The following is a 15,814-nucleotide window of genomic DNA, read 5'->3' on the forward strand; positions in this document are numbered from 1 at the left end:
ATGACAAAACACACCGAGAAAAGACAGGAGACAGATGATGAGAAAAGAGCACGCGTTGACGCGTTCGCACGCGCGTCATGGGAACGTACATGACAGCCTTCCCTCATGTGCGGATGTCACCGAGCAGCAAGGCCGGCAAAGACCGACGGGCAGGACGACTGCACGCACGCGAACGCGCTTGATCGGATCGGTCGCGATAGGTGCGACACTGATCGTTGGGGCCCTTCAACAAGCGCAAGCGCAAAAGGCCGGAGACCTCATCATTGGCACAGGCTGGTTGCATGTCGCACCGCAGGTCAGCACGGGACCGATGAACACGAACGGCAACCTCGCGACACCATTAGGGCCAATGCCATTCAGCCGTAGCGACGGCGCGGCGACCGCCGGCGTCAGCGCCGCCAATACGATTGGACTGACCGCGACGTATTTCATTACTGACCATATCGCCGCGGAAACCGTCGCCGGCCTGCCGCCCAAATTCAATATCAATGGTACCGGCACCAACACGCCATTCGGCAAGATCGGTAGCGCTCGCATGTGGAGCCCTACGCTTCTTTTAAAATATTATTTCAGACAACCGACCGCCAAACTCCGACCCTTCATCGGCGTGGGCGTGACTTATGTCTGGTTCACCGGGGCGCAGATCACGAATGGTGAGTTTTCGCGGACCAAGCTGTATGGCGATACGTCCGTCCATGCGAGTCGCGGCTTCGCGCCGGTGTTCAATGCTGGTTTGTCGTATAACGTCGACAAGAACTGGTTCGTCGGCGCCTCCATCTCGTACATTCCACTCGCGAGCACGCTGACGATGAATACGCCCAATATGCGGAATGTCCCCACGCCATCGGGCGCACGCGTCTCGGGCTCCAGCACCACAACGGTGCGCGCCAGATTGAATCCGATCGTCACCTACGTCAATATCGGTTATCGCTTCTGACGGTCAGGCCCCGGAGGGTTCACCGACAGCGTACCCGGCACGCTTCGGTACGACGTCTCGGCACTGGCAAGGGTCTGTTGCCACAACCGGCCGGGTGCCATCAGCCCTGTTCATCATCCACGACGAACAGGCGCCGATACTCCTTCAGCGCATACCGATCGGTCATTCCCGCGATGTAGTGCGCGATCAGACGTGGCTGCCGCGCTGCGTCGCTGGATTGATACGGCGGCGGCAACAGGCGCGGATCACTGGAGAACGCGTCGAACATGCCGGTAATCACTCGCTGCGCCTTATTTGCCATGCGCATCACCTGGTAGTGTCGATACAGGTGCTTGAACAGGAACTGCTTCAATTCCCGCGCCTGCGTCAACATCGCCTCGCTGCTTCCCACAAGCGCTCGCGCATTGCGCACGTCCTCGACGGACCGCACGCCTGTCTCTTGAAGACGACGCGTGGTTTCGTTCGTCAGATCGATGATCAAGGTATTGATCATCGATCGCACCGTCTCATGAATCAAGCGGCGGCCAGGCAACTCGCCGTAGCGGTTTCGTGCGACAAGGTAATGATCGCGCCAGAGCGTCACCTCCTCCAACTGCCCGATGGTGATCAGGCCCGAGCGCAAGCCATCATCGATATCATGATTGTTGTAGGCGATCTCGTCAGCGATATTCGCCAACTGTGCTTCGAGCGACGGCTGCTTTCCCTGGAGAAAACGCTGGCCCAGCGCACCGAGTTCCTTCGCGTTTTCACGCGAACAGTGCTTGAGAATACCTTCTCGTGTTTCATAGCACAGGTTCAGGCCATCGAATTCGGCGTAGCGTTCTTCCAGCTCGTCCACCACCGCCAGGCTTTGCAGATTGTGCTCGAATCCCCCGTGGTCGCGCATGCAGGCGTGCAGCGCATCCTGCCCGGCATGGCCAAATGGGGTGTGCCCGAGGTCGTGCGCCAGGGAGATCGCCTCGACCAGGTCTTCGTTGAGACGCAAACTACGCGCAACGGATCGCGCAATCTGCGCCACCTCGAGACTATGCGTCAAACGCGTGCGAAACAAGTCACCTTCGTGATTAACGAATACCTGGGTTTTATATTCAAGACGGCGGAATGCAGTCGAGTGCACGATTCGATCGCGGTCGCGCTGGAACTGGCTTCGCGCATTCGGCGGCGGCTCCGCGTATCGCCTTCCCAGCGTTTCCGCCGATCGGCATGCATAGGGCGCAAGGCCGGACTCAAAGGCGTTGTCGATGGAAAGCGGCGGCGTGTGTGACATTATTGCTCCGGTGCGATCGTCGCCGCCAGCGTCGCCCGGAGATCGGCATCGGGGACCGATGTAATCACCGCCTCGCCCAACGATTTCAACAAAATGAATTTGATTTCCCCGCCTTCCGTCTTCTTATCGCCCAACATCAGGTCGATATAGCGGTCGGCATCGGCACGAACCCGGTTGGCGGCATCGGCATTCGCTGAATCCCCATCCGCATCCGCGCTCGCATGGACCGCCACCGGCTTTACCGCGGCGCGCGTCAATGATGGCGCCCGCGTTGGTAGCATCGCTTTGGCGGTGACCTGTTCGAGGCGTTCGCGCGACGCGTCGTCGAGCAATCCCAGGCGGGCCGACAGATCCGCTGCCATCACCATGCCGCATCCCACCGCCTCGCCATGCAGCCATGCGCCAAAACCCAGACCGGCTTCAATTGCATGCCCAAACGTGTGCCCGAAATTCAGTATCGCGCGCAACCCACCCTCGCGCTCGTCGGCGGCGACCACGCGCGCCTTCACCGCGCACGAACGCAGCACCGCGTCCGCCAGTGCGGCCTCGTCATAGCCGGACAATGCCGCAACGTTCTCCGCAACCCAATCGAAAAACGCCGCATCGGCTACCGCGGCGGTTTTAATGACTTCGGCAATACCCGCCGCCAGTTCGCGGGGCGGTAACGATGTCAGCACCGCCGTATCGGCAATCACCGCCTGCGGCTGGTAGAACGCGCCAATCATGTTCTTTCCGCGCGGATGGTTGATGCCAGTCTTCCCTCCGACCGAGGAATCGACCTGCGCCAACAAGGTGGTGGGAATCTGCACGAACGGCACGCCGCGCATATAGGTGGCCGCGGCGAAACCGGTCATGTCTCCTACGACGCCACCGCCCAAGGCGATCAGCGTCGTCTTGCGGTCAGCGCGGATTTCTAGCAACCGATCGAAAATCAGGTTCAGTGTTTCCCAATGCTTGAACGATTCGCCGTCGGGCAGCACGATCGTCTCGACCCGCGCGCCCAGCGGACGTAACGCATACCGCAGCCGTTCGCCGTAAAGCGCCTCGACGGTCGTGTTCGTGACAATCACAAACAGGCCCTTGCCCGCTGCGGCCACCTTGGGCAAACCGGCTTGCAGCACATCACTACGATCGATCAAACCGGAGCCGATCTGGATAGGGTAGGCACGATCGCCCAATGCGACGGAGAGGCTTTTCATAAAGGCATTATGGCGCAGACCGCACGCCGGCGTTGGGAACGGGGGCATCTACGGACCCGTCGTCGCGCTCGACGTCAAAAGGGAGCGCCGCCTGCACCGGTGTCCGGGACGACGTCGGTGTCGGTAATGGCGCCGCACCGGTGCCCGCGGAAAGGGGCACGGACGTCGTTGGCGGATTCGCGCGGGCCTGATGTACGGCTTCGGTGGCGATCCGCTCATCATCCAGACCAAGCTGCGCGATGATGGACGCGGTAAGGCTGTTGATCGACGGGCGACCTGTCTCCATGACGCAGTGCGCGGTCTCACGATAGATCGGATCACGGATCGTGAACAAGGCCTCGAGGCGGCCGCGGGGATCTTCTGTCTGCAAAAGCGGCCGGCTCTTGTCGCGACGGGTGCGCAGCCACAAGTCGTGCGGGTGGGCGCACAGGTACACCACCGTTCCGCGAGACATCAGGCGTACACGGTTTTCCGGGCGAAGCACAGCGCCCCCACCGGTTGCCAGGACAATGCCATCGCGTTGCGTCAGATCGTCAATCACTTCGGCTTCGCGTGTCCGGAAACCATCCTCGCCTTCGTGCTCGAAGATCGTGGGAATCTTGACACCCGTGCGAGCCTCTATCTCATGGTCAGAGTCGAAAAATGTGCGACCCAGCTTACGCGCGAGCGCGCGCCCGACGGTGGTTTTACCCGCCCCCATCAAGCCCACCAGAATGACATTGCCGCGGCGCTTTTCCTGTCCCATCCGATTCATCTGATTCTTTCGTCGCGCAACAGCCTGTGAATCCAGCCCGCCACGGGCTCACGCAGCCTCGCGGCGTCTCGCGCAGCTTACGGGGAAACAGGGGCAATTGTCGAGCGGCACGCTGGCCTTTCGCGCGAAATTACTATTTTCCCATCACAATATGCGCTTTTCCCGCATTCTTGTCGCTAAACGGGCACATCTGCTTCATCCTGAACGCTTGCCCGTTTCGCTCCGGGCACGGAAAAACGCGTGATGTCGGCGTCAACAACCGTGGGCGTCAGCAAGATCACCAGTTCGATTTTGCGCTCTGTTTCGGTCGTGCGCCGGAAGAGTGCGCCAAGAAACGGAATACGTTGCAACAACGGGACTCCGACGACATCACGGCGCGTTTCACGCGAGAAAATACCGCCGATAGATACCGTGCCGCCATCCTCGACCTCCACCTGGGTACGTACCTGCTTCGTATCGATGGCATGGCCCGCGTCGGTCACCACGCCCAATGTGTCTTTTGCAACGTCGACCTCGAGCAGAACGCGTCGGTCTGGCGTGATATGCGGCGTCACCTCCAACCGTAACGAGGCACGCTTGAATTGCACGCTGCCGCTCCGCGCCCCACCACTGTCATCCCCGCGTCGTGACGCCCGCCGTCCTTGATACGGCAGCTCGGTACCCTGCTCGATCGTGGCCTTGTGCCGATCGGTGGTAACCACGCGCGGGCTCGACAGCACCTTGCCCCGCCCCTCGGACTCCAGGGCGCTCAATTCCAGCGAGATCAACCTGTCCGCGCCCGCCTTGAACAACGTGAATGCCGCGCTGGCTGCCGTCACACCTAACAACGGCAGCGCACCGGCGTCGTACAGGGTGCCGCCCGGTATCTGGACCGCATCTGTCTTGGCTCCACCGCCCAGGCGCAGCCGCGCGCCAAGTTGCTGGGAAAAGCCGGCGTCGGCCTCGACGATCCGCGCTTCTATCAGCACTTGCCGCGCCGGCAGATCGAATGCCGTGACGAGTTCGGCGATATGCGCAAGGCGTGCCGGCGTATCGGTCACGAACAAGCGGTTCGTGCGCATGTCGGCGCTCAATGCCCCGCGCTTGGACAACAGCAACTGACCGTCCCCGGCGATCAGCTTGCGCATGTCGTCGGCACGCTGGTAATGCAGCTCGAACAATCGGCTCGCAAGCGGTGCGTTATCAGCCTGTTTGGCCAGCGCGTCGTCCTGGTCCCGGGCGCGTTTCTCTATTTCAGCGGCAGGTGCCACCCACATCACACCATGCGCGTCCTGTCGCGCGAGGCCCCGCGATCGCAGCAGCGCGGCAAACGCATCCTGCCAGCGTACGTCGATCACATGCATCGACACCTCGCCCTTTACGCCATCGGATGTGACGATGTCCATCCCGGCGAATTGGGCAAATCCCTGAAGGACCTCCCGCAGCGGTGCACGATCGACATGCAGGTTCATGCGGCCGGATGACGGATGCGGTCCTTGCGATGACGTTGCCTTTAGCGGCAAACTCGGAGACGGGACGGCATCCTCGATCCCCGGCAAGGGTGGCGCAAGCGTCAGCGCGTCTGGCGCGTGCTGCTGCGCGGATACCATCGGCATGGCTGCGCACCCGGCCAGAAGCAACACAACAAACCAGAGACGTTCCATCGATCTCGTCATCGAGCATGCCCCGTGTCATCCCGCCGCAGATGCACGACGTGCTCGGCACCGCCCAGCAAGGGTCGCAGCCGCACCGTACTGCCCTCAACGGCGATCAGGTCCGCGTCGGCAAACGTTTCACCGGGACGCACCAATGCGACTTCCATTCCACCGGATGATCCGCCCCCGCGTTGCACAGCCCCGCTAGTAACACGCCGCGCCAACAGGGCGGCACGCCGCCCCCCCGACACGAAAGTGGCCAGCACGACGATATCGGTTTGCGCCTGTCCACGACGTCGGAATGGATTGGCCGGCACCGCGGCATCCGATGCGGCGCGCATGGCGACATCGGCCGCCTTGCCACCGCCAAGCGCCCCTGCGCCGGGCAAAGCAGGTTTTGCCAACCCCGTTCCGGCGCGTGCAATCGATCGATCCGGCACACCAGCGCGCATCACGCGTGGCTTATCCGGATCGAGGAATACCAGCATGGCTTGCAGTTGCAGCCGCGTACCATTGCTGTCGTGGTCCGGCATGATCCGGGCCGCCCGCACGATTACCGGTGGCTGCGTGGCACCCAGGGCTGCAACGAATGCGGCCAGCGGTTCGAACCCGCCCCGCGCCACCATCCGCGCCGTCCGATGCGGCCATGCCCCCAGTACCTCGCTGCCCCCAAAGGCCGACGAACCTGGCAAGGCATCAGCGTCAACACGAGCCGATGGATTGTCGTACGCCGTCGCATCGGCGCGCGCAACTGCAAAGTCGGTCGCCGAGGCAATGCGTGAGGGGTCGCGAGACATCGCATCAGGTAAGGTGGGTACGTCGCGCTGCGATGCGGACCGATCGTCGATCGCAAAAAGATCGATGGCGACATCGCGCCGTTGCCCGATCTCTGAAATCCACTGCGACCACCCCGCATCCACGCGCACCATCGAAGTCGCGTCGGCCACACTGCCAGCATCGTACGCGGCGGCGTTATTCGCCTCACCGACAGGTTCGCTGGCTGCCGGCCGCACCACGTTCGCGTTGACACCGAGGGAACGCCCACGTGCTTGCAACCCGGGCATCGCCAACGCCGCACGCTCTCCGGCGGCGATGGCCGCGTACAACTCGGGGGCGGTCAACGACGCCCACTCCGGAGGAACGGTCGCCGCACCGTCCCCCGCCGTGGCGGCGCGCGCGCCAGGGGTCGTCGCGTGGGTATCGCCTTGCAGCAGGCGCAAACCAGACGGGGAGAGTCCATCGGTTAATGTCAGGACGCGATCAGAAGCGCCGATCCCGGCTTCTGCAAAAGCCTCGTCCTGAAACAGCGCCGACGAGGAACTGACAAGACCGGCAGGCGCGCCCGCATGGTCAAGCGACAATGCGGCCCTGTCATTTGCCGGCGTACGATGCCATGCGCGGCCACCCATCCAGGCATGGCCCATCAGCGCCAAGGCGAGCGCGGCGATACTCGCTATCACCACCCGTCCGGTCAAGGGCCAGGCATGCAAGGCTACCGGCGCGGCAAACCAAGGCAGTCGGTCCGCCAACCAGGCAAATCGGGGCAACAATGCCGTCGACCATGATTGGCCTTCAATGTCGGCTTTGAAGCCAGCATCGCGCCACGGTGTCCCGGTCATCGCGGCACCGCGGTTGCGCCGCGCGCGAACACGTTGACGCGAAAGCGTACCAGTGCCGAGGCACGCGCAGCGGGGGCCGACAAGCGGCTTGCCCCAAGGCGCCATGCATCGATCGTCACGGCACCCACGCGAGGATCACGTTGCAGGCGCGCCATCCACGCCCGCAACGCGGCATCGTCGTCGGCTATCCCTTGAGCACCAAGCGCAAACGCCGCCGTCCCCGGGACCGTGTCGTCGATCACGTGCATCCAACCCGCGGTATCCGACGCCAAGCCTTCCTCCGTGGTCGCGACATCTGTCAAGCGGACAGGTGCCTCGTCGGCTTGACGTGGCGCCTCGTGCATCGCAGCGGCGCCATCGCGCGTCACGTCGGCCGGCCACCGGGGTTGGCCCGCCATATGAAAATGCAGACGTTGCAAGGCCAACGCCGGCGTTCCCGCACGTGATAGCGCATCGAGCAAATCGTGCAACGCCCAACGCGGCCCATCGAATCCCGCGAGCACGTGCTGGCGTGCCGCCTCTCTTTCAAGCATGGCGGTCAGCCCCATTGCATCTCGCCAAACCGGCGCCACGGCTCGAACACGCGCCAGCAACCGCACGCGATGGTCGCGCTGATCCTGCGCGGCTATCCGCACGCGCCACGCGCCGATCGCCTCCAACGCGAGCAGCAGTAGCAAGGCGCTCAACGCCGCCGCCAGCCATTCGATCAGATGGCGCCGCCGTGCCGCCGCCAGGCGACGCGCGCGTGGCAAGGCGAGCAGGTCGAAGCCGGCCAAGCCTGGCGTCACATTGCGGACCGTACTCCCCGCCGTCATGAGGTGACGCACGGCGTCCGCCAATGTCGGCCGCGCCACCACCGTCACGACGTCACGCTCCCGAGCAAACCGTGCAACGCCGCGCCCAGCGCCACCGCACAGTCCATGGCCAACGCCGCAGGCATCACTGCGGCATGGACGTCGCACGCGCTGACGTCGAAACGGATGACCGGATAGCCGCACTTCGCGGACAATGCGGACAGGCCGCCGATCGCATCCATGGCCGCGTCATGCCCGCAGACGATCACCAGCGACGGCAGATGTTGCGGGCTCCGCAACGCGACATGCAGTGCATCGATCCAAGCATCGGCACTGACCGTATCGATCGCGGGCAATGCGCATGACACCGCGGCAACATCGGGTCGATGCGCGGCAAAGGTCCACGCCGCCGCCGCGGTCTCGCTGCACCACACGCATGCGATGCGCATCGGTAACGGACGTTCTTCACCGGTCTCGCCGTCGTCACGGCACTCGGCGCCCACCGACGCGCCCCCCTCTCCGATCGACGTGCTCCGTGCCTGATCGTCTCCCCCTCGCAGACACTGACCGACGACGAAACGGCAGGCGCGCAACGCCGACTCGCCGGCATCGATCACACCTTGCAACGTGGCGCCCGCATGCGCCGCCCCCCCTTCACGGACCGCCAGATAATGCGTTTGCGCCGCCGTCAACCGCAGCAGCGTCCGATCGCGCGTCGACGGTTGCCAATCCACCAGCAAGTCGGCGTCGTCGAGCCCACTGATCCGCTGCGCATGCCAGCGTACCCACGGCCCCAACGCATCGATGACATCTTCCGTTTGCGGACGGGTGACGGTATAACCCGGTAACAGCGAGGTCCAGGGAACGTCGCGCGACAGCACGACCGAGGGGCACAGCGCCATCGACAATCCTGGTGCGTCGCCATCCTGGTGCGCCGCCAACGCTGCCCGCAAGATGTGCCCCACCGCGTCCGGCGCAACGATATCGCTGCCGTCGACCAGGCCCGGTGGCAACGCCACATGCCGTATGTCGTCGATACGCACGCGAGGCCCGTCCCCGGGTGCGTTGCTCGCGCCGGAAACGCAGACCAGATGCAAGGCATGGCGATCCAGCTCCACGCCCCATGCGCGCGATATCCGTACGCCTGCGTTCGGCAGTACCCGCGCGGTGCGCACCACACGCTCACGCACGCCCTGCAGCCAGTGCGGCGCATCGCGCCGACTCTTACCCCTATCTGGTCTCACACGTCCTCCGTCCGTCTTGTGGATCGATCGACACGCCAATCGATGCAGCCATTGTCGCGGGCGGCAAGGAAACAAGACAGCTGGCCCGAAGGCGGATGCGAAACGGGATAGGACGATACGACGCGGCGAACCGCGCGCGACGGCTTCCATGGGAGGCGATTCGCATCGCCGTTACTCATGAGCGGGTCAGCCGTGTCACCCGACCATCCCATCCATCACAAACGAGACGGTGTTGACCTAAGACGGACTATAATGACCCTCCAATCTTACAATTTGTAATGTCAAATAATTCAGACCGCAGCGACGATCGTCCCGCGAACGAGGCAAGGACGTCCAGATCGCGCCCAGACGGATCGGGACAGGGGGACGGCAACTCGTCGCCGCACGGCCGTCAGCGCGCGCCACGTCGATCGGCCGGCGCACGGCTGGCGCTAGCACTTGGCCTTTTGTTCGCGGGATTCGCCGGTATCGTGGGATTGATCGGCGCGTTCGTCGTGGTGCTGTGCGTCCAACGACTGCCAACGCTCGAGGTGGTAACCGACTACCAGCCGAAGATCCCGATGCGCATCTACAGCGCCGATCACGTGCTGCTGGGCGAGTTTGGTGAGGAACGCCGGGAATTCATTCATCTGGAGGACGTCCCGATGCCGCTGCGCGAAGCCGTGCTGGCGATCGAGGACGACCGCTTCTACGCACATGGCGGCGTCGACTACACCGGCATCGCGCGGGCGATCGTCGCAAATCTCACGCATGGCAGCCGTCAGGGCGGCAGCACGATCACGATGCAGGTTGCGCGCAACTTCTTCCTGTCGAGCGAAAAGACCTACACACGCAAGGCTTACGAGATCCTGCTGGCGATGAAAATCGAGGCGGCCTTGTCGAAGGACCAGATCCTGGAGCTTTACCTGAACCAGATCTACCTGGGGCAGCGCGCCTATGGTTTTGCCGCCGCGGCGCGCGTGTACTTCGGCAAACCATTGAAAGACCTGTCACTGCCGCAGATGGCGATGCTGGCAGGCTTGCCGAAAGCCCCCTCGACAACCAACCCGATCACCAACCCCGTACGTGCCGAACAGCGCCAACGCGTGGTGCTGAAACGGATGGTCGACCTCGGCTACATCGATCAGCGCGGATATGACGCCGCGCTTGCCGCGCCGCTTGCCTTACGGCCCGCTCCCACGGAAACCCGGGTGGAAGCCAGCTATGTACTCGAACTGATCCGCCAGCAGATGTTGGCGCGCTACCCCCAAGACGCCTATACGCGTGGCTATACGGTGACGACGACCTTGGTTGCCGGCGACCAGGAAGCAGCAAACGAGGCGGTGCGCAAAGCGGTCGATCGCTATGACGGCCGCGTCGGCCCCAAGCAGTCGGCCACGCAAACGCCCGCCACGCCGCGTCCGCCCGGCGTCGAGGCGGCTTTGATCGCGATCACCCCGCAGACCGGGGCCATCCGCGCGATGGTGGGCGGCGCCGACTTCGCGCGAAACCAGTTCAACCATGTGACGCAAGCGTGGCGACAACCCGGCTCCGCGTTTAAGCCATTCATCTATGCGGCGGCGCTGGAGCACGGCATCGGTCCCGCGACGCTGGTTGACGACGGGCCATTCGAACTCGTCGCGGACAAGGCGGGTGGCAAGGCCTGGCGCCCCAAGAACTACGGCGGTACGTTTGGCGAACAGACACCGCTTCGCACCGCACTGATGAAGTCACGCAACCTGGTCACGGTGCGCGTGATGCAGCAGATCGGACCACGCGAGGCGCAGGAGTACGTGGCCCGCTTCGGCTTCGATCCGCAGCGCAATCCCGCGTATTTGTCGACGGCGCTGGGCGCGGGGGCGACCACGCCGCTGCAATTGGCCTCCGCCTACGCGGTGCTGGCCAATGGCGGCTATCGCGTCAATCCATACCTGATCAGCGAAGTGACCACCAATGACGGCACCGTCGTGCTGCAAGCCGCGCCCCATGTCGCGGGCTTCAACGCCCCTCGCGTAATCCCTTCCGGCATCGCCTACATCATCCAGGACATGTTGCACGACACGGCAACGCGTGGGACGGCCGCCGGCACGAATGTACTGCGTCGCACCGACCTGGCGGCCAAGACCGGAACCACGAACGATTCGCGTGACACCTGGTTCGCCGGCTTCCAGCCATCGCTGGTGGCGGTGTCATGGATGGGTTTCGATCAGCCTCGTTCCCTGGGACGACGCGCGACCGGCGCGGGACTCGCGCTGCCAATCTGGAACGACTACATGGCCGCCGCATTGCGGGGCAAGCCGGCCGAGTCGGTGCCAATGCCGTCGGACGTCACCCGCCTCCATGGCGAGCTGTACTATGACGGCAAGGTACCCGGGGCGGGCTTCATCGCCAGCATACCGTTGCCTGGCGCGACGGCGTTCGCCGGGGACACGTTCGCAGGCGCCCAGTCCCCCCCGGCTGCCGCGACGGATGCAGAACGTGCCGACGTGATACGACAGTTCAGTGCGGATCTGCTGGACTGATCAGTTGCCGATCGACGCATCGGGCACGCGGCACGACGGCGCGCCCGCGGCGGGACGCCGCCGCCACCGAACCGCCTCCACGCTCCTTAATCGGCAGCTTGGAACGACACGTCCTCACCGGCGATCTGTGTGGCTTCACGTGACAACACCGCAAAAAACTCGTCGCCGGAGCGGGTATCACGCCACAGCGCCCCGTCGAACTTGAAGTGATAGCCACCGGTCTTCGAGGCGATCCAGATTTCGTGCATCGGCTGCTGCAGGTTGACGATGATCTTCGCGCCGCGCTCGAATTCAAGCGACAGCACATTGCCGCTGCGCTCGCATTCGATGTCCGCTTCGACATCGTCCGCGCCCTGTTCGATTGCCGCCAGAACCGCCTCGGCACGGGCCATATATTCGGTATCGGTCATGCTACACTCCACGCTTGGTTTTTCTGACCATCCAATCATGCGACCCGCCGTGTTCCGTTCCCGCTTCCCCGCCCCCGCCAAGACCCCGAAGGCCCCCAGCCTGAACGTCGCGCAAACCGTTGGCGCGCTGCGCCGCATGTCATCAGCCGCGATTGTAGCCGCTGCGGCATTGCCCCTGCTGGCGGCATGTGGCCAGCGCGGTCCGTTGTACCTGCCCACGGTGCCGCCGTTGCCCGCGCCGCCGCAGGACAGTGCCTACAGCACGCCGAATAACGCCGCTCGCGACGGCAGCGATGAGCCAGGATCATCCGCCTCTGGAACGTCTGGCGCGTCCGGCACGGTGGCGCAACCCACGGGAGCACGGTAATGGCGGGCGCGACATTCACGCCGGGTTTCGACTCGCGCGACGGCACGTTGTACGTCGAGGACTGCCGGGCCGAGACGCTGGCGGAGCAATTCGGCACGCCGCTGTATGTCTACTCGCGCCAGGCGCTGACGCAGGCCTATCAGGCTTATGCGCGCGCCTGCGAAGGCCGTCGAGCCACGGTGCATTATGCGATCAAGGCCAATAGCAACCTGGCCGTCTTGAATGTCTTCGCGCGCCTGGGCGCGGGCTTCGACATCGTTTCGGCAGGTGAAATGGCCCGCGTGCTGGCCGCTGGCGGCACCGCGGACCGGATCGTGTTCTCCGGCGTCGGCAAGCATCGCGACGAAATGCGCGCGGCGCTGGAAGCCGGCGTCAAATGCTTCAATGTCGAGTCGGTCCCGGAACTGCATCGCCTGCAATCGGTCGCTGCGTCGATGGGCGTGCATGCGCCAGTGTCGCTCCGTGTGAACCCGGACGTCGATCCCAAGACGCATCCTTATATTTCCACCGGGCTGAAAGGGAATAAATTCGGTGTCGCTTTCGCCGATGCCCGCGCGGTCTACCGCGAAGCCGGCGCCATGCCGAATCTCCGTGTGGTAGGGATCGATTGCCATATCGGCTCGCAGATCACCGAACCATCGCCCTATCTGGACGCCATCGATCGCATCTGCGCACTGGTCTCGGAAATCGAAGCCGACGGTGCACGCATCGCGCATATCGATGTAGGCGGCGGTTTGGGTATCTGCTACAACGATGAAACGCCGCCCGATATCGGCGCGTTCGTCACGATGGTACTCGACCGTCTGACCGAACGCGGTCACGGGCACCGGGAAGTCGTGTTCGAACCGGGCCGGTCACTGGTGGGGAATGCCGGCGTGCTATTGACGCGCGTCGAATACCTGAAGCCGGGCGAGACGAAGAACTTCGCGATCGTCGATGCGGCGATGAACGATCTGGCGCGTCCCGCGATGTACCAGGCGTATCATGCGATCGACCCTGTGACCCCGCGCGGTACCAGCACCACATGCTATGACGTGGTGGGTCCGGTCTGTGAAAGCGGTGACTGGCTCGGTCGCGACCGCGATCTGGCCCTCGCCGAAGGTGACCTGCTTGCGGTGCGCTCGGCTGGCGCCTACGCGTTCACGATGAGCTCGAACTACAACACACGCCCGCGCGCCGCGGAGATTCTTGTCGACGGTAGCCAGGCGCACGTCGCCCGTGCACGCGAAACGGTGCAGTCGCTATTTGCCGGTGAGCACATCCTGCCGGACTGAGTATCAGTTTCGGCGCACAGCGTGATGGCATCGCGATCACGCTGCGCCGCCGCCTTGATCAAGGCCGTCGCGCGCCCGGCGTGCGGTGCATCAATGCCCATCCCACCCTGAACAGCAGCAATACGGCAACGACGATCAGGTAGATCTTCGGTTGCGACAAGTCGTTCTTTCCCGCCTTCATCCACCAGAAGTGCAGCACGGCGAAACCTGCCCCCGCGTACACGGCGCGATGCAAGGTCAACCAACGTCGTCCGAGTTGACGCACCACCGCCTTCGGTGACGTTGCCGCAAGCACCAGCAAGATCACGAACGAGACAAAGCCAACCAGGATGAACGGCCGCTGCACGACGTCGCGCACCATTGACGAGAGATCGAAGAATTCGTCGAACCACACGTAGGTGATAAGGTGCAGCAACGCGTAGAAAAACGCAAACAAGCCGATCATCCGGCGTAACCGCAATAGCCAGGTCCATCCGGTGAGATGACGCGCCGGCGTCACCGCCAGCGTGATGCAGATCCAGACCAGCGACCAGGTGCCGGTCGAATACTGGATGAACTGCACGGGATTCGCGGTCAAGCCGTCGGTGAAGCCCAACGTGACGAGTCGCATCAGCGGGTAGAGCCCGAAGAGAAAAACCAAGGGCTTGAGCCAACGCATGCGCAGATCCGTCCGAGACGGCGCGCGCCGCGTAGCCGGTACGCGTTGCGGTGTCGCGGCGCTGTTTTTCACAGCGCGTGTATCGCCAGTCCGGTCTGCCGGTGCGAGAGTCGATTCCTGTTTTGTCATGCGGCCCCCGGCGTCAGAAGTTCTTCCGCAGATCCATGCCCTGATACAACGACGCTACCTGGTCATAGCCGTTGTACATCAGCGTCGGCCGCTTCGGCGTGAACAGCCCCCCCTCGCCAATGCGCCGCTCCGTTGCCTGACTCCAGCGTGGGTGATCGACGTGCGGATTCACATTCGAATAGAAACCGTACTCCTGGGGCGCCAGCTGATGCCACGACGTGGCCGGTTCACGATCGACAAAGCGAATCGCCACGATCGACTTCGCACTCTTGAAGCCGTATTTCCATGGCACGACGATCCGCACCGGCGCGCCATCCTGCTTCGGCAGCACCTCGCCGTAGAGACCAAACGTCAACAGTGTCAGTGGATGCATGGCTTCGTCCATCCGCAGCCCTTCGACATATGGCCATTGCAGGATATCGGCGCTCAATCCTGGCATCTGCTTCGGGTCGTTCAGCGTCACGAACTGTACGTATTTCGCATCGTTGGTTGGCTGTACCTGCTTGATCAGCGCCGCCAGCGGGTAGCCGATCCATGGGATCACCATCGACCAGCCCTCCACGCAGCGCATCCGATAGATGCGCTCTTCTTGCGGCGCCAGTTTCACCAACTTGTCGATGTCATAGGTACCGGGACGCGCCACCAGCCCTTCTACCCTGACCGTCCAGGGCCGCGTCTGCAGCGTATGCGCATTACGCGCTGGATCGGCCTTGTCCGTGCCGAACTCGTAAAAATTGTTGTAGCTGGTGATGTCCTTGAACGATGTGACGTTGTCCGTCACCCGATACGTCGCATTCGGTATCGCCGGCAATTTCTGCGCACCGGAATTCGCTTGCAATCCTTGGGCCGCCGCCGCATTGGCCAGTGACGGCAGCATCCCTGCAGCGGATGTCAACGCCCCCGCTCCCGCGAGTTGCAACGCCTGCCGGATAACCTGGCGACGGGACTGGAACAACGCCTGCGGGGTGATTTCACTGCGGGGAATATCGTCGCCGCGTAATGCGGCGATGTCGCGCCTGCTGGTCAT

At 63.5% G+C, this 15,814-nt stretch carries 13 protein-coding genes and 1 pseudogene; 4 read left to right on the forward strand and 10 right to left on the reverse strand.

Annotated elements, in window-relative coordinates:
- The first annotated feature begins 34 nt into the window (after positions 1-34).
- Complete coding sequence (locus tag SJQ66_RS28225) at positions 35-937, forward strand: OmpW/AlkL family protein (RefSeq protein WP_024901956.1); 903 nt, start codon at positions 35-37, stop codon at positions 935-937.
- A gap of 100 nt (positions 938-1,037) precedes the next feature.
- Here SJQ66_RS28225 and SJQ66_RS28230 read toward each other — a convergent pair whose 3' ends face one another.
- From SJQ66_RS28230 to SJQ66_RS28260, 7 genes and pseudogenes are all read right to left on the reverse strand, one after another.
- Positions 1,038-2,204, reverse strand: a complete 1,167-nt coding sequence (locus SJQ66_RS28230; RefSeq protein WP_024901957.1) for a deoxyguanosinetriphosphate triphosphohydrolase — start codon at positions 2,202-2,204, stop codon at positions 1,038-1,040.
- Positions 2,204-3,403, reverse strand: coding sequence for a 3-dehydroquinate synthase (aroB, locus tag SJQ66_RS28235; protein ID WP_046153596.1), 1,200 nt, complete (start codon positions 3,401-3,403; stop codon positions 2,204-2,206). Before aroB ends, SJQ66_RS28230 begins: the two co-directional genes overlap by 1 nt.
- A gap of 223 nt (positions 3,404-3,626) precedes the next feature.
- A pseudogene (locus SJQ66_RS28240) lies at positions 3,627-4,148 on the reverse strand (shikimate kinase); the annotation flags it as partial.
- A gap of 185 nt (positions 4,149-4,333) precedes the next feature.
- Positions 4,334-5,800, reverse strand: coding sequence for a type IV pilus secretin PilQ (locus tag SJQ66_RS28245; protein ID WP_236693584.1), 1,467 nt, complete (start codon positions 5,798-5,800; stop codon positions 4,334-4,336).
- Between the two features lie 8 nt (positions 5,801-5,808).
- Positions 5,809-7,410: a hypothetical protein gene (locus tag SJQ66_RS28250; RefSeq protein WP_320534827.1), complete on the reverse strand. Its 1,602-nt coding sequence runs from the start codon at positions 7,408-7,410 to the stop codon at positions 5,809-5,811.
- Positions 7,407-8,273 (reverse strand): hypothetical protein, encoded by an 867-nt coding sequence (locus tag SJQ66_RS28255; RefSeq protein WP_320534828.1) that lies wholly within the window; start codon positions 8,271-8,273, stop codon positions 7,407-7,409. The genes SJQ66_RS28250 and SJQ66_RS28255 overlap by 4 nt, the downstream gene beginning before the upstream one ends.
- On the reverse strand, positions 8,270-9,448 hold the full coding sequence (locus SJQ66_RS28260) for a type IV pilus biogenesis protein PilM (protein ID WP_320534829.1): 1,179 nt from the start codon (positions 9,446-9,448) through the stop codon (positions 8,270-8,272). Before SJQ66_RS28260 ends, SJQ66_RS28255 begins: the two co-directional genes overlap by 4 nt.
- 278 nt (positions 9,449-9,726) lie before the next feature.
- Between SJQ66_RS28260 and SJQ66_RS28265 the strand changes: the two genes are divergently transcribed.
- Positions 9,727-11,949 (forward strand): penicillin-binding protein 1A, encoded by a 2,223-nt coding sequence (locus tag SJQ66_RS28265; RefSeq protein ID WP_052738397.1) that lies wholly within the window; start codon positions 9,727-9,729, stop codon positions 11,947-11,949.
- Between the two features lie 86 nt (positions 11,950-12,035).
- On the opposite strand, the gene cyaY is transcribed toward SJQ66_RS28265, so the two are convergent.
- Positions 12,036-12,359: an iron donor protein CyaY gene (gene cyaY, locus SJQ66_RS28270; protein WP_024901965.1), complete on the reverse strand. Its 324-nt coding sequence runs from the start codon at positions 12,357-12,359 to the stop codon at positions 12,036-12,038.
- Positions 12,360-12,495: 136 nt separating this feature from the next.
- Here cyaY and lptM point away from each other — a divergent pair, with 136 nt between their 5' ends.
- Both lptM and lysA read left to right on the forward strand, forming a co-directional pair.
- Entirely contained in the window at positions 12,496-12,726 is a 231-nt protein-coding gene (gene lptM / locus SJQ66_RS29830) for an LPS translocon maturation chaperone LptM (protein ID WP_046153610.1), read from the forward strand.
- A complete protein-coding gene (gene lysA, locus SJQ66_RS28280) occupies positions 12,726-14,000 on the forward strand; it encodes a diaminopimelate decarboxylase (RefSeq protein WP_024901967.1) in 1,275 nt (424 codons plus the stop codon). The genes lptM and lysA overlap by 1 nt, the downstream gene beginning before the upstream one ends.
- Positions 14,001-14,058: 58 nt before the next feature.
- On the opposite strand, the gene SJQ66_RS28285 is transcribed toward lysA, so the two are convergent.
- Complete coding sequence (locus SJQ66_RS28285; RefSeq protein ID WP_407691531.1) at positions 14,059-14,787, reverse strand: protein-methionine-sulfoxide reductase heme-binding subunit MsrQ; 729 nt, start codon at positions 14,785-14,787, stop codon at positions 14,059-14,061.
- A gap of 13 nt (positions 14,788-14,800) precedes the next feature.
- Positions 14,801-15,814, reverse strand: coding sequence for a protein-methionine-sulfoxide reductase catalytic subunit MsrP (msrP, locus tag SJQ66_RS28290; protein WP_024901969.1), 1,014 nt, complete (start codon positions 15,812-15,814; stop codon positions 14,801-14,803).

This window comes from Robbsia andropogonis, from assembly GCF_034047095.1.
GTDB lineage: Bacteria > Pseudomonadota > Gammaproteobacteria > Burkholderiales > Burkholderiaceae > Robbsia > Robbsia andropogonis.

What these genes read in the sequence shown, in the direction of transcription:
- SJQ66_RS28265 (WP_052738397.1), top strand. Translation starts at nt 9,727, where the DNA reads ATGTCAAATAATTCAGACCGCAGCGACGATCGTCCCGCGAACGAGGCA.
- SJQ66_RS28230 (WP_024901957.1), bottom strand. Translation starts at nt 2,204, where the DNA reads ATGTCACACACGCCGCCGCTTTCCATCGACAACGCCTTTGAGTCCGGC.
- SJQ66_RS28285 (WP_407691531.1), bottom strand. Translation starts at nt 14,787, where the DNA reads ATGACAAAACAGGAATCGACTCTCGCACCGGCAGACCGGACTGGCGAT.
- SJQ66_RS28245 (WP_236693584.1), bottom strand. Translation starts at nt 5,800, where the DNA reads ATGGAACGTCTCTGGTTTGTTGTGTTGCTTCTGGCCGGGTGCGCAGCC.
- lptM (WP_046153610.1), top strand. Translation starts at nt 12,496, where the DNA reads ATGTCATCAGCCGCGATTGTAGCCGCTGCGGCATTGCCCCTGCTGGCG.
- msrP (WP_024901969.1), bottom strand. Translation starts at nt 15,814, where the DNA reads ATGACCAGCAGGCGCGACATCGCCGCATTACGCGGCGACGATATTCCC.
- aroB (WP_046153596.1), bottom strand. Translation starts at nt 3,403, where the DNA reads ATGAAAAGCCTCTCCGTCGCATTGGGCGATCGTGCCTACCCTATCCAG.
- SJQ66_RS28225 (WP_024901956.1), top strand. Translation starts at nt 35, where the DNA reads ATGATGAGAAAAGAGCACGCGTTGACGCGTTCGCACGCGCGTCATGGG.
- lysA (WP_024901967.1), top strand. Translation starts at nt 12,726, where the DNA reads ATGGCGGGCGCGACATTCACGCCGGGTTTCGACTCGCGCGACGGCACG.
- SJQ66_RS28250 (WP_320534827.1), bottom strand. Translation starts at nt 7,410, where the DNA reads ATGACCGGGACACCGTGGCGCGATGCTGGCTTCAAAGCCGACATTGAA.
- cyaY (WP_024901965.1), bottom strand. Translation starts at nt 12,359, where the DNA reads ATGACCGATACCGAATATATGGCCCGTGCCGAGGCGGTTCTGGCGGCA.